The organism is Glaciihabitans sp. dw_435, assembly GCF_018449675.1.
GTDB lineage: Bacteria > Actinomycetota > Actinomycetes > Actinomycetales > Microbacteriaceae > Glaciihabitans.
On the sequence record NZ_JAAVUZ010000009.1, the window covers coordinates 35782 to 48693 of the forward strand.

Below are 12912 nucleotides of genomic sequence, written 5' to 3' on the forward strand. Positions count from 1 at the left end.
TGGAGAGGGGCGGATGCCCCGAGCCGGGGCGCCCGACGCGGGCGCCCAAACCCATAACTTCGCTCCAGCCCCGCAGGGCACGGGCGAATGCAGAAGGGGCGCTGTTGGTGAATACACCGGCAGCGCCCCTTCGTTATGCGTGTGTGCGTGTTACGGGCAGGTGACCGGCTGTCCCTGAACCGTGACGGCCGTTCCGGTGGGAAGACCGTCGCACGCGCTGTTCAGGTCGCTGGCGACGCCCACAATGAAGACACTCGCCACGATGATGCCGACGATCCACAGGATGAAGGTCAGGAATCCGACGATGATCGCGGCGAGGGCGAAGCCGTTCTTCTGGCCAGCCTTGCGGGACTGCACGAGGGCGACGATTCCCACGATGCCACCGACGATGTTGAAGAGGATTGCCAGCACGAGGGCGACGATTCCGAGGGTGCGGCCGGGAGCGGCTGCCGGCGGGTAGCCGCCCGCACCGGTCGGGGCGACATACGGCGGCGGGCCGTCGTTGGTCGGCGGAACGTAAGGGGGAACCCCGTTGACATCGGTCATTGTTACTCCAGAGAAGGTATGGCCGCCGAACTGGCGAGGAAGAGCGCCGCGACTACAGCGGCGCAGCCCAACCTTAGCGGGGGCTGAGAGTGCGTGGCCAGTCAGATTTGTGCGGCGCCCACGATATTGGGGCGTCCATATCCACGAGAAACCGAATACAGCACAATGTAGTCATGCGAATCGGCATCCTTACCAGCGGCGGAGACGCCCCCGGCCTGAACGCGGTAATCCGCGGGGCAGTGTTCACCGGCATCCAGGTCTACAACCAGGAATTCGTGGGTTTTCGTAATGGCTGGCGGGGTGTTGTGCAGGGCGACATCGTGCCCCTCGGCAGGCACGAGGTGAAGGGCATCAGCAAGCAGGGTGGCACCATCCTCGGGACATCCCGCACCAATCCGTTCGAGGGAATCGGCGGAGTCGACCGCGTCAACGAGGTCATGCGCACGAACGGCATCGACGCCATCATCGCGATCGGCGGCGAGGGAACCCTGGCCGCCGCCCGCCGGCTGACCGACGCTGGCATCAAGATCGTCGGCGTTCCGAAGACGGTGGACAACGACCTGTCGGCGACGGATTACTCCTTCGGATTCGACACGGCCGTCGGCATCGCCACCGACGCGATGGACAGGCTGCGCACCACCGGTGACGCCCATGACCGCTGCATGGTCGCCGAGGTGATGGGACGCCACGTCGGCTGGATCGCACTGCACTCGGGCATGGCGGCAGGCGCGCACGCCATCCTCATCCCGGAACGCAAGACCTCTGTCGAGCAGATCTGCGACTGGGTCACGGCGGCCCATGACCGCGGGCGCGCTCCCCTCGTCGTCGTTGCCGAGGGATTTTCCCTGGACAGCATGGATGACGCGCACTCGGAACGTGGTCTCGATGCCTTCGGGCGACCTCGCCTCGGCGGCATCGGCGAGATGATCGCGCCCATCATCGAGGAACGCACCGGCATCGAAACGCGGGCGACCACCCTTGGACACATCCAGCGCGGTGGCACCCCGTCCGCCTTCGACAGGGTGCTCGCCACCCGCCTCGGCATGGCCGCGATCAACTCGGTGGTCGAGGGCAACTGGGGCCAGATGGTCGCGCTGCGCGGAACGGACATTGTGCACGTACCCTTCGAAGAGGCTCTCGGCACGCTGAACACGGTGCCGGATAGCCGGTACGACGAAGCCCGCATTCTCTTCGGATAGGACACGTATGTTCCGTGCACTGCAGGTCACCCGCGATGGAGCCGGCGGCGCATCCGCGGTGCGCGTCGAACTTCGGGAGGACATTCCCGACTCCGAGCTGGGAGAAGGCCCCCTGGGCGACGGCGAGGTTCTCATCGACGTCGAGTGGTCGGGCATCAACTACAAGGACGGGTTGGCGCTCGCGGGAAACCCCGGCGTCATGCGCACGAGTCCACTGATTCCCGGCATCGATCTCGTGGGTACCGTTGCCGCGGTTGCGGGATCGGCCGACGCGAGCGCGTCCGTGAGGGTGGGCGACCGGGTTCTGGTCAATGGCTGGGGCATCGGGGAAACGCACAACGGCGGGCTCGCCACCCGGGCCCGAGTGCGGACGGAGTGGCTCGTGCCGCTGCCGCCCGGGATATCCGCGCGCCGCGCCGCCGCCATCGGCACCGCAGGCTTCACGGCGGCACTGTCGGTGCTTGCCCTGGAGCGCGGCGGGCTCGGCGGGGGCGATGTGCTGGTCACCGGGGCATCGGGTGGCGTCGGGTCCGTCGCGATCGCGCTGCTCGCGGCATCCGGTCACCGCCCCATCGCCTCGACCGGGCGCCCGGAACACCGCGACTACCTGTTGTCGCTGGGGGCCGCCGGCACGATCGCGCGGTCGGAACTCGCGGAGCCGGGCAAGCCGCTGCAAAAGCAGCGCTGGGCGGGCGTCATCGACTCGGTCGGTGGCACCACCCTCGCCAACGCACTCGCACAGACGGTCTACGGAGGAACGGTGGCCGCCTGCGGGCTGGTCGGCGGGTCCGATCTGCCGACCACGGTGATGCCGTTCATCCTGCGCGGCGTGACCCTCCTCGGCATCAACTCGGTGGAGGCGCCCCGACGTATGCGCCTGGAGGCATGGGACAGGCTCTCGTGGGATCTCGACTTCGATTTGCTCGATTCCCTGACCACCGAGGTGTCACTGACCGACGCGGCAGGAGCCGCCGCACGCACCCTCGCCGGGGAATCCCGGGGGCGAACCGTCGTCAACGTGCGCGCGTAGCCGCGGGGTGCAGTAGCTCCGACCGGATGCGTTCCGGCCGGAAACCGCGGCCGATCAGGCGCGCGGTAAAGATCCGAGCGCTCGGCAGCAGCACTGCCAGGGCCAGCTTCACCCGCCGCGGAAGAGGGTTCGGGAGGATCGCTCCCGCGTTGGGCCGGGCGATCACCTTGTGCAGCTGCAGTTGCACCGGTTGGATCATCCGCACCGGCCAGGCGCGCCGTCGCTGCACGGCTGCCAGGTGGCGCTTCGTCACCCCTCCGGCAGTCATCGGGCCGGAGAGGATGTTGGCCGCCGCGACCGCGTCCTGCAGCGCGTAGTTGATGCCGACGCCGAAGGCCGGGGACATGGCGTGCGCGGCGTCCCCGATGCAGAGGAACCCCGGCAGGTACCAGCGCTCGAGCCTGTTGACCTGCACCGAGAGCAGGCTGACCTGGTCCCAGCTCTCGAGCGACGAGACCACCGGGGCGAGGAACGCGGCCGCGTCAACGATGTCGGAACGGAATGCCGGCAACCCCGCATCCCGCACGGCGTCGAAACCGCCCTTCGGTATGAGCATGGCCGTCTGGTAGTAATCGGGTCGCGGAATCGTGACCACCATGGTCCGTTCGTTCAGGTAGCCGAGCGTCGATGGAGGGGTGACGGCCGGACGGGGCATCCGGAACCACAGCACATCGATGGCGACGCCGAAGTTGCGCACCGGCAGCGCGGACGCGGCCCGCATGCGCGAGTCACGTCCGTCGGCGGCAACGGTGAGCCCCGCCGAGATGTCGAGGGGACCGTCGGGGGTGGATGCCACGACCCCCGTGATCCGTTGGCTGCCGCCGCGGCCGTCCCGGTCGGCGATGCGAAGCCCCACACCGCGGGGGTGCTTGCCCGCATCGGCGTTCTTCGGCAGCCGCAGTTTGCGCCGCAGTCGGGTTGCCTCTGCGTCCATGATCAGGTGGAAATTGGGCATGCCGCGTGCCTCGTCGGCGAGCAGGTCGAGGAAGTCCCACTGCGGCATCAGCGCGATCTCGCGGTTGGGTTTGGGCAGGTGCCGGAAGTCGACGGGGCGCAACCGCGTGCCGTTCACAACTACGTCGAGCCTGTGGATAGAGCTGTGGGGTATTGCCTCGAATTTCTCGCGGAGCCCCAGCTGATCAATGAGATCGAGTGTGGATGGATGAATCGTGTCGCCGCGAAAATCGCGGAAGAAGTCACGATGCTTCTCTAGTACCACCACGTCGATCCCGGCCCGGGCCAGCAGCAGGCCAAGCATCATCCCGGCGGGGCCTCCGCCCACGATGCAGCAGTCGGTCGACAGCGTCTTCGCTCCCATGGTGCTGCAACGATAACCCCGACGGTCGGGTCGTCGACAGTGGTGCTACCCGTTCTCGACGCGGGTGACGCGCAGCACGACGGCCTGCTCCGGGGCAAGCGGAGGGGCGGCAACGCCGACCTCGCCGAGCACAGCTCCCGACAGCTCGAGGGGCGACGCGGCGTCCGTGGTCATCCACGCCGGGAGCGCGACGGCGAAGTAGCGCGGGGGCGCGCCGAGGTCGATGACCTCCACCCGGTAGCGGGCGAGGGGGTCGAGCCCCGGCAATCGCACCGGGGGAAGGACCGACTGCGGTGAGATGGCGGTGGAGACCACCGCGAAGACCGCGGCCGAACGGTCATCCGCTACGACCCCATGAACCCACTGCGTGGGATCAGTGGGATCCGCCCGCACAACGGTGCCGGAGTGCAGCAGGGGGCGGAGTGCCTTGTACTCGCGCAGCCAGGTGGCGACGGCGACGCGTTCATCGGGGGTCGCGCGGGTGATGTCCCACTCGATGCCGGCCCAGCCGAACAGGGCGGTGGCGAAGCGGAACGCGAGGCCGTGGGTCCTGCCCGTGGTGTGGGCGGTTGCGGCGCCGAGGTGGGCGCCGAAGAACTCGGGCGGGATGAGTGTGCTCGTCCAGCGGTAGATGGACTGGCGCTGCAGCGGGTCGTTGGTGTCGCTCGGCCAGACGCGCGTGGTGCGCCCGAGGATTTCGAGGTCGATGCGGCCCCCGCCCGACGCGCAGGACTCGATTTCGACGCCGGGGTGCGCGGCGAGGAGTTCGTCCATCAGCCGGTAGGCGGCCAGCGTCTGGTCGTGGCTGCTCGCGGTGAAGAGGTCCCGGTTGTGATCCCACTTCAGGTAGGCGATGGGGTAGTCGTCGAGCAGCGCGCTCAACCGCGCGAGCACGCTGGCGTAGGCCGCGGGCTGGGTGAGGTCGAGCACGTACTGGTTTCGGGCCGTCAGTCCCGGCTCGCCGGCGACCGTGCTCAGCACCCACTCCGGGTGTTCGCGCGCCACATCGGAGTCGAGGTTGAGCATCTCGGGCTCGACCCAGAGGCCGAAGTCCATGCCAAGAGAGGTGACGTAGGAGGCGATCGGGCCGAGACCGCCGGGCCAGCGCTCGGCGTCGATCACCCAGTCGCCAAGTCCGCGGGCATCGTTGGTTCTGCGGGACATCCACCCATCGTCCAGAACGAAACGTTCGACGCCGACCTCTGCGCCCACGTCGGCCAGCGACCGCAGGGTTGTCAGGTCGTGGTCGAAGTACACGGCCTCCCAGGTGTTGAGAATCACCGGGCGAACCGCGTCGCTTGCGGCCCTGCGGCTCGTGCGCCGCAGGTACCGGTGGAAGCGCGCCGAGACGCCGTCGAGGCCCACGGCAGAAAATGATCCGATGGCCCAGGGTGTCTCGTATCGCTCACCGGGGGCGAGCACGACCTCGTCACTGGCGAGGAGCTCGCCGAGACCCATCACCGCGGGGCCGTACACCTGGCTCTCGACCCAGACGCGGTGATTGCCGCTCCAGGCGAGATGAACACCCCAGGTCTCGCCCGACCGGAAGCCGAACCCGGGGGTTCCGGCGACCGTGACGAAGGGCGCGTCGTGGCCGGGGCGCCCGTGGCGGATCTCGCGCGCCCATGATCCGGTCGCGAGGTCGCGGCGCTGCGGCTGGCGCTCTGCCGACCAGTGACCGGCGAAGTCGAGAACCTCGGTCGCCTGTGCGGCCACCGGAAGAATGACGTTCAGCTGCTCGAGCGCATACCCGGTGGCTGCGGTGTTGACCACCGCGGCGCGGGCACGCAGCAGTCCCTCGGGCGTCAGCTCATAGTCGAGGGCGACGTCCAGTGCCGCACTGCGCAGGAGCAGGACGACGGATGCCTCGGCGCGGGGTGTCACGGAGACGAGCTCCCATGCTCCCCCGGTGGCGCTGCCGACACCGTGACCGGACAGGGCGGGGCGGCCCTGCCATCCTGCGTCGATCGTCGGGAGCACGGTGGAGCGTAGGGGCAAATCGGGCGAGCTGAACCCGACGGCCGGAACGGCGGCATCGGCGAGCGCCTCGAGGTCGCTCTGGGACAGCTCGCCGAGGTCGGTTCCCCAGTGGATGAATGTGGGTACGGCCGTGCCGCGGGCGTCCAGCACGAAGCTGGTGCCCGCGGCACGGAGGTGGATTACGTGGGAAATGCTGTCTGCTCTTCTACTTCACGGGGATGGACTGCGCCTTGAGGGCCGCAATCGTCTTAGTCTGCCCTGCGGCGAGCGCATCCTGCAGCGTTCCGTTGCCGGTGAGTGCTGCGCCGAAACCATCCGCGACGTCGTTGTAGGTCTGCGTCATCGTCGGGCCCCAGGTGAACGGGCTCACGACCTTGCCGGCCTCGGAGAAGTCCTTGTAGATGGTCTGGTTGCCGTAGAACGCGACCGGGCCCGTGAGGGCCGGCAGCTCGGTGCCCGCGGTGCTGGCCGGGTACAGGTTGGCGCCGGCGATCAGGGCGTTGAGCGCCTCATCGCTGGTGTTCAGCCAGAGCAGGAACTTGGATGCCTCGGCCGGGTGCTTTCCACCCTTGAAGACGACACTCGACGATCCGCCCCATGCTGCCGAGACGTTCGCTCCGGATTCCCACTGCGGCATGGGAGCCACTGCCCAGTCGCCCGTGGTCTTCGGGGCACCGCTGATGATGGTGTTGGCACCCCAGACCGCGGAGACCCAGGTCCAGTCTTCGCCCGTGTTGTAGGCGTTGTTCCACTGGTCGGTGAATCCGGGGATCGTGGTGACGAGCTTCTTGGAGATGAGGTCCTGCCAGTAGCTGGCGACCTTTGTCGACTCGGCAGATGTCAGGTTGACGTCCCAGGAGTCGCCCGTGTTGGTGAACCACTGTCCGCCGGCCTGCGCGACGAGTCCGGCAAACCAGTTGACGTCTCCCTTGGGGAAGTTGGTGATGTTGCCGCCCAGCGCCTTGATCTTGACGGCGTCGGCCGCGTACTCCTCCCACGTGGTCGGGGCTGCGATCCCGGCCTTGTCGAAGAGGTCCTTGCGGTAGAACATCTGCATGGGGCCGGAGTCCTGCGGGATCGCATAGACGGCCGTGTCCTCGCCAAACGTCACCTGGTTCCAGAGTCCGGACGAGAAGTCCGCCTTCGCGTCGGAGACACCCGCGCAGGCAGAGATGTCGGCAAGACCGTCCTGAACACGGAAGGCGGGGAGGGTGTCGTACTCCACCTGTCCGATGTCGGGGGCGTTGCCGGCCTTGAGCTCGTTGAAGAAGTTCTGGTAGGTACCGCTGTTGCCGTTCGGCACGGTCTGCACCTTGACCTGGATCGTGGGGTTCTTCGCGTTCCAGAGTGCGACGACCTTGTCCATTCCGGGAACCCAGGTGGTGAAGTTCAGGGTGACATCGCCCGTGGACGGCGTGCACGAGGACGCAGAGCCGGCCGAGCCCGAGGTGGTTCCAGCGGCGGAACATCCCGCGAGCGCAATCATGGAGAGCGCGGCGATCGCCGCGACCCGTGTGTGTTTCAGTGCCATGTGACTATTTCCAATCGGTGAAGGGACGCGAGGCGGAGGGGTTTCGCTTCGCAGTGCAAACGTCGTTGTTTCCTTACTTGAGCCCACCCGAGCCGAGCCCACCCCTCCAGAACTTCTGGAGGGAGAGGAACGCGACAAGCAGCGGGATGATTGACACAAACGCGCCGACGATAACGAGGGTTCGAATGTCGGGGATCTCATGACCTGCGAGTTCCACGTATAGAGGCCGAGCGTCACGGGGAAGAGCGACTGGTCGCGCAGCATGACGAGCGGAAGAAAGAAGTTGTTCCAGATGGTGACGAACTGGAACAGGAAGATGGTCACCAGCGCGGGAGACATGAGGCGCACGGAGACGGTGAAGAAGGTGCGGATCTCGCCGGAGCCATCGATGCGGGCAGCCTCGATGATTTCGTCGGGAACGCTCGACCCGGCGTAGATACGGCTGAGGTAGACCCCGAACGGGCTCACGATGCTCGGCAGGAAGACAGCCCAGAACGTGTTGGTCAGCTGCACCTGGCTGAAGATGAGGAAGAGCGGAAGCGCGAGGGCCGTCGCCGGCACGAGCACTCCGCCGAGGATCGTGTTGAAGATCGCCTCCCGTCCGCGGAAGCGGTACTTGGACAGCGCATAGCCGCACATCGCCGCGAACACGGTTCCGATACCGCCGGCGATCGCCGCGTACACGATGCTGTTGAGCATCCAGCGCGGGAAGATTCCGCCCTCGTAGGTGAACAGGGACACGATGTTGGTGATGCCGTCCGAGAGGGACGTCGGGGTGAACCACAAGGCGAACGTCGAGTTGAAGTTGTCGAGGGTCTTCGTCGACGAAACCAGCAGCCAGAAGATCGGAATCAGGAAGTACAGGGTGAAGACACCCATGATCAGCATGGCCGCGGCCCGCGACATCGGGCTCTCGGTCTGCGCCTTGGATGGGCGCGGAGTGATGACCCGGCGCGGGACCTTGGTGGCGCGCCGGGACGAGACGTGTGAGGTCATTCTGAGCTCTTCCGCTGGGTGACTCGAAGGAAGGTGAAGGAGAGGACGAACGTTGCCAGCGCGAGGACGACGGAGAACGCGGCCGCGAGGTTGAAGTTCGGAACGGCGGAGGTCGAGTAGATCAGCAGGTTCGGGGTGAACGTGCTGGTGATGGTCGACGTGAACTGCTTGAACACCGCCGGCTCGGTGAGCAGCTGGAGCGTTCCGATGATGGAGAAGACGGCGGTCAGCACTATCGCGGGGGCGACGAGCGGAATCTTGATCGACCAGGCGATGCGGAACTGTCCGGCGCCATCCAGTCGTGCCGCCTCGTAGATCTCGGTCGGGATGGCCAGCAGCGCCGAGTAGATGATCAGCATGTTGTAGCCGACGAAGACCCAGGTGACGACGTTGGCAATGGCCCAGAGGATCGTGCCGCCCGACAGCAGGTCGAAGTGTTCGGTGACGAGCTTGAACGGCGACAGGCTCGGGGAGTACAGATAGCCCCACATGATCGCGGCGATCACGCCCGGCACCGCGTACGGGGCAAAGAATGCGAGACGGAAGAACCGCTTGCCCTTGAGCAGCGGCGAGTCGAGCAGAAGGGCGAACACCAGCGCGAGCCCCAGCATGACCGGCACCTGGATGATGCCGAATACGAGGACCCGGCCGATGGAGCCCCAGAAGTCCGCGCTCTGGAAGACGAGGATGTACTGGCTCAGCCCCCCGAACACCTGCGTCGGTTTTCCGTAGGTGCCTTCGCGGTGGATCACCTGGAGGGACTCCCACACCGCATAAATGATCGGGAGAATGTAGAAGGCGAGGAAGAGCACTCCGAACGGCAGCACGAAGATCGCGATGGCCTTGGCGTTCCTGTTGCGCGGCTTCCGCTGGCGTGGCGGGTCGGCGGTGACCGGTCTGGTTATCCCAGCGGCGGTGGTCGTCATGATGTCTTCCTGTCCTGTCGGATGATGTGGACGCCGCCGGGAGCTACGGACGCGAAGCCGTCAACGGATTCTTGGGTGACCAGGTCAAAACCACGGAACTCGTGATGGATCGGCTGGTCGGTGTGGTTGAGCACAAAGATGTAGTCGCGCTCCTGCGACCGGCGGCGAACTACCTCGGCGCCGGGCGCCACCGTTCCGATCGGGACGACACCCGCCTCGGCCGTGATGGTCGCGAGCAGCCCGATGAGCGCCGCGGGGTCGACGGCGGTCGCGAGGTACCAGCCAACGCCGCGTCCATGGGCGTTGCGCGTAATCGCCGGTACTCCCGCAAGAGGCCCGTCGGCATAGGTCACCCACGCCTCCGCTCCGGTGAGGTGCAGCAGTTCACTCCAGAGGGACCCGGTGGACCCGTCGCTGAGCGACACCGTCTCGTCAGTTCCCAGCGGGTAGAACTCTTCGGAGCGCACGCCGAGCACCTCGCGGAACGCTCCCGGGTACCCACCCGCACGAACGCGGTCATCGGCGTCGACGATCCCGCTGAAGAAGGAGATCACCGCGTGACCGCCACCGGCAACGAAGTCCGTGATGACGGCCGCGTCCTCGTCCGATACGAGGTAGAGGCTCGGCACGACCACGAGCCGGTAGCCGTCGAGCGCCGCGCCGGGCTTCACGATGTCGGCCGTGACGCCCATGCTCCACAGCGCCTCATACAGCTGCTGCACCTGGTCCAGGTAGCGCAGCTCACTCGACGGGTGCGCTTCGAAGTCGGCCGCCCACCACGCCTCCCAGCTGAAGACGATCGCGACGTCGGCGTGCACGGTGGATCCCGCCACTTCCCCGAGACGGCCCATGAGCGCACCCAGTTCGACGGATTCCCGCCAGACACGGCTGTCCACACCGGCGTGCGGCAGCACAGCGGAGTGATACTTCTCGGTGCCCTGCACCGACGCGCGCCACTGGAAGAAGCACACCCCGTCCGCGCCCCGGGCAACGTGGGTGAGTGAGTTACGCATCATCTCGCCGGGGGTCTTTGCCCGATTGAGGGGCTGCCAGTTGACGGCACTCGTGGAGTGCTCCATGAGCAGCCACGGCTGTCCGGACGCGAGGCCGCGCGTGGCATCCGCTGAAAACGACAACTCGCGGTGCGGCACATCGAGCCGGTTGTCGAGGTAGTGGTCGTTGGCGATGAGGTCCATCTTGGGTGCCCACTGCCAGTAGTCCTGGGTGCGGATGTGGGCGGTCACCATGAAGTTCGTCGTGACGGGGATGGTGCTGTGCTCGCGGAGCACCGCGGCCTCCGCCTGGTAGTACGAGAGCAGCTCGTCCGAGCTGAAGCGCGAGAAGTCGATGTTCTGCGTCGGGTTCAAGAACGAGAGGGTCGCCCGGGGAGGGAGGATTTCGTCCCAGTCGGAGTATCGCTGGCTCCAGAACGCGGTGCCCCACGCCTCGTTCAGTCCCTCGATGGTCGCGTAGCGCGCCTGCAGCCACCGGCGAAAGGCCGCGGCCGAGACGTCGCAGTAGCACAGGGCGTTGTGGCAGCCCAGCTCATTGGACACGTGCCAGAGCTTGACCGCCGGGTGGCTGCCGTAGCGCTGTACCGTCGCCTCGACGAGGCGCAGCGCCCGGTCGCGGAAGACGGGAGAGCTGGGGCACCACGCCTGGCGCCCTCCGGGCCAACGTGTCGTGCCGTCGGCGACCTGCGGCAGGATCTCGGGATGCCTCGTGCTGAGCCACGGGGGCGGTGACGAGGTTCCCGTGCCGAGGTTCACACCAATACCGTTCGACTGCAGCAACTCGATGACGGTGTCGAGATCGTCGAAGAAGAACTCGCCATCGCGGGGCTCGACGTGGGACCAGCCAAAGATGTTGATCGCCACGAGGTTGATGCCCGCTTCGCGCATGAGGGCGACGTCTTCACTCCACGTCGCGGGGCCCCACTGCTCGGGGTTGTAGTCGCATCCGTAGATGAGCCCTGCCGTGCCAAGCCCGACGGCGGATGGCAGGGGTGGTTCGGGGTAAGTCACAAGTGTCCTCGACGTCATTGGCGGTGCGCATGTCACTTCACCCACCGCAGACGCGATTTCTGTGAAGGTTCACAGACGCTCTCAAAAAAAATGAGCCGAGCCTCTGTGAACGTTCCCAGAGTAAACGGACGAATCCCGGAATGTCAAAATTTTGTGGTGCGGCGGTGCCCTATTGTGCAATCCAGGCGCGTCCGGTAGGGACGCCGCCCCGTGGCATCCGCCCCTCGCAGACGGCGACGAGTGATCGTCGTGCGCGGCTACGAGCGACCGTTGTGCGCGGCGAGATGGAGGCGCGTGTGCCGCGCTACAGTGGGGCCATGCCCCGTGATAGCTCGCGACCACGCCGAGCGACAATTCACGACGTTGCCGCGGTTTCGGGCATCTCGCGCGGCACGGTGTCCCGGGTGCTCAACGGCGAACCGTACGTCTCGGAGCACGCCCGCATCGCGGTCGAACAAGCCATCGCGCAGGTCGGATACGTGCGAAACACGGCGGCGCGCAACCTCGTCACGCAGCGGTCGCGCGCCATCGCCCTCGTTGTGCACGAGCCGCACTCGCTCGTGCTCGAGGACCCCAACATCGGCAACATCCTGCTGGGGACGAACGCGGTGCTGTCCGAGGCCGACTACCAGATGGTCACCCTGATTCTTGACTCGCAACGCGACAGCGACCGGGTTGCCGAGTACCTGAGGGGAGGATTCGTGGATGGCGCGATCATCCTGTCAGCCCGCGCAGGAGACCCCATCGCGCTTGCCGTTGCGCAGCTCGGAATCCCCGCGTCCTTCGTGGGCCACCCCACCGACACCCCCGACCTTCCCTACATCGGCATCAACAACACCGCGGCAGCCGAGCAGATCACGCGGCGGCTGCTCGCCACGGGGCGCACCCGCGTGGGCATGATCGCCAGCGCGCTTGACCGCGACTCGGGCCACGATCGCCTCGCCGGATTCACCGCGGCGCTCGGGGACGCGTTTGACCCCAACCTCGTGGTGTCCTATCCGCTGTACCAGTACTCGTCCGGCGCCGATGGCATGCGCGAGTTGCTGCGGCGTGACCCGAACATCGACGGCGTCTTCGCCGCGTCGGACGCGATCGCGGCCGGAGCCATGGACGTGCTCAAGCAGGCGGGGCGACGGATTCCCGAGGACGTGGGCATCGTCGGATTCGATGACAGCACCTGGGCGCTGCGCTGCTTTCCGGCGCTCTCGACCGTGCGCCAGCCCGCGGACGCTCTCGGGCGTCGCGCCGCCCAGCAGGTGCTCGACCAGCTCGCGGGCGAGAAGGCCCCCTCGGGCGGTCTGCTGCTCGACACCGAAATCGTCTGGCGCGACTCGGCGTAGGGGCGCCGGGCACACGGTCAGT

The 12912-nt window shown here is 66.9% G+C and carries 9 protein-coding genes; 3 read left to right on the forward strand and 6 right to left on the reverse strand.

Annotated elements, in window-relative coordinates; genetic code table 11:
* Positions 1-150: 150 nt before the first annotated feature.
* Positions 151-546 (reverse strand): DUF4190 domain-containing protein, encoded by a 396-nt coding sequence (locus tag HB677_RS12465; protein WP_213816040.1) that lies wholly within the window; start codon positions 544-546, stop codon positions 151-153.
* Positions 547-719: 173 nt separating this feature from the next.
* Here HB677_RS12465 and HB677_RS12470 point away from each other — a divergent pair, with 173 nt between their 5' ends.
* Together HB677_RS12470 and HB677_RS12475 are read left to right on the forward strand one after the other, a co-directional pair.
* Complete coding sequence (locus HB677_RS12470; RefSeq protein WP_213816041.1) at positions 720-1745, forward strand: 6-phosphofructokinase; 1026 nt, start codon at positions 720-722, stop codon at positions 1743-1745.
* 7 nt (positions 1746-1752) lie between these two features.
* Positions 1753-2775 carry an MDR family oxidoreductase gene (locus tag HB677_RS12475; protein ID WP_213816042.1) on the forward strand — a complete coding sequence of 341 codons (1023 nt, stop codon included), beginning with the start codon at positions 1753-1755 and terminating at the stop codon, positions 2773-2775.
* On the opposite strand, the gene HB677_RS12480 is transcribed toward HB677_RS12475, so the two are convergent.
* Genes HB677_RS12480 through HB677_RS12505 form a run of 5 tightly spaced genes read right to left on the reverse strand, consistent with a single transcriptional unit; the run spans position 2759 to position 11568 of the window.
* Positions 2759-4093, reverse strand: a complete 1335-nt coding sequence (locus HB677_RS12480) for an FAD-dependent oxidoreductase (protein WP_213816043.1) — start codon at positions 4091-4093, stop codon at positions 2759-2761. The two genes, HB677_RS12475 and HB677_RS12480, sit on opposite strands and share 17 nt — an antisense overlap.
* A 45-nt stretch (positions 4094-4138) precedes the next feature.
* The gene (locus tag HB677_RS12485; RefSeq protein ID WP_307852590.1) at positions 4139-6223 is read right to left on the reverse strand and encodes an alpha-galactosidase; all 2085 of its coding nucleotides are present in this window, start codon (positions 6221-6223) and stop codon (positions 4139-4141) included.
* A 55-nt stretch (positions 6224-6278) separates the two neighbouring features.
* Positions 6279-8600: an extracellular solute-binding protein gene (locus HB677_RS18875; RefSeq protein ID WP_307852591.1), complete on the reverse strand. Its 2322-nt coding sequence runs from the start codon at positions 8598-8600 to the stop codon at positions 6279-6281.
* Positions 8597-9526, reverse strand: a complete 930-nt coding sequence (locus HB677_RS12500; protein ID WP_213816045.1) for a carbohydrate ABC transporter permease — start codon at positions 9524-9526, stop codon at positions 8597-8599. Before HB677_RS12500 ends, HB677_RS18875 begins: the two co-directional genes overlap by 4 nt.
* On the reverse strand, positions 9523-11568 hold the full coding sequence (locus HB677_RS12505) for a beta-galactosidase (protein ID WP_213816046.1): 2046 nt from the start codon (positions 11566-11568) through the stop codon (positions 9523-9525). Before HB677_RS12505 ends, HB677_RS12500 begins: the two co-directional genes overlap by 4 nt.
* Positions 11569-11867: 299 nt before the next feature.
* On the opposite strand from HB677_RS12505, the gene HB677_RS12510 reads away from it, so the two are divergent.
* Positions 11868-12890: a LacI family DNA-binding transcriptional regulator gene (locus tag HB677_RS12510; RefSeq protein ID WP_213816047.1), complete on the forward strand. Its 1023-nt coding sequence runs from the start codon at positions 11868-11870 to the stop codon at positions 12888-12890.
* Positions 12891-12912: the final 22 nt, after the last annotated feature.

What these genes read in the sequence shown, in the direction of transcription:
- HB677_RS12465 (WP_213816040.1), bottom strand. Translation starts at nt 546, where the DNA reads ATGACCGATGTCAACGGGGTTCCCCCTTACGTTCCGCCGACCAACGAC.
- HB677_RS12510 (WP_213816047.1), top strand. Translation starts at nt 11,868, where the DNA reads ATGCCCCGTGATAGCTCGCGACCACGCCGAGCGACAATTCACGACGTT.
- HB677_RS12505 (WP_213816046.1), bottom strand. Translation starts at nt 11,568, where the DNA reads ATGACGTCGAGGACACTTGTGACTTACCCCGAACCACCCCTGCCATCC.
- HB677_RS12480 (WP_213816043.1), bottom strand. Translation starts at nt 4,093, where the DNA reads ATGGGAGCGAAGACGCTGTCGACCGACTGCTGCATCGTGGGCGGAGGC.
- HB677_RS12500 (WP_213816045.1), bottom strand. Translation starts at nt 9,526, where the DNA reads ATGACGACCACCGCCGCTGGGATAACCAGACCGGTCACCGCCGACCCG.
- HB677_RS18875 (WP_307852591.1), bottom strand. Translation starts at nt 8,600, where the DNA reads ATGACCTCACACGTCTCGTCCCGGCGCGCCACCAAGGTCCCGCGCCGG.
- HB677_RS12470 (WP_213816041.1), top strand. Translation starts at nt 720, where the DNA reads ATGCGAATCGGCATCCTTACCAGCGGCGGAGACGCCCCCGGCCTGAAC.
- HB677_RS12475 (WP_213816042.1), top strand. Translation starts at nt 1,753, where the DNA reads ATGTTCCGTGCACTGCAGGTCACCCGCGATGGAGCCGGCGGCGCATCC.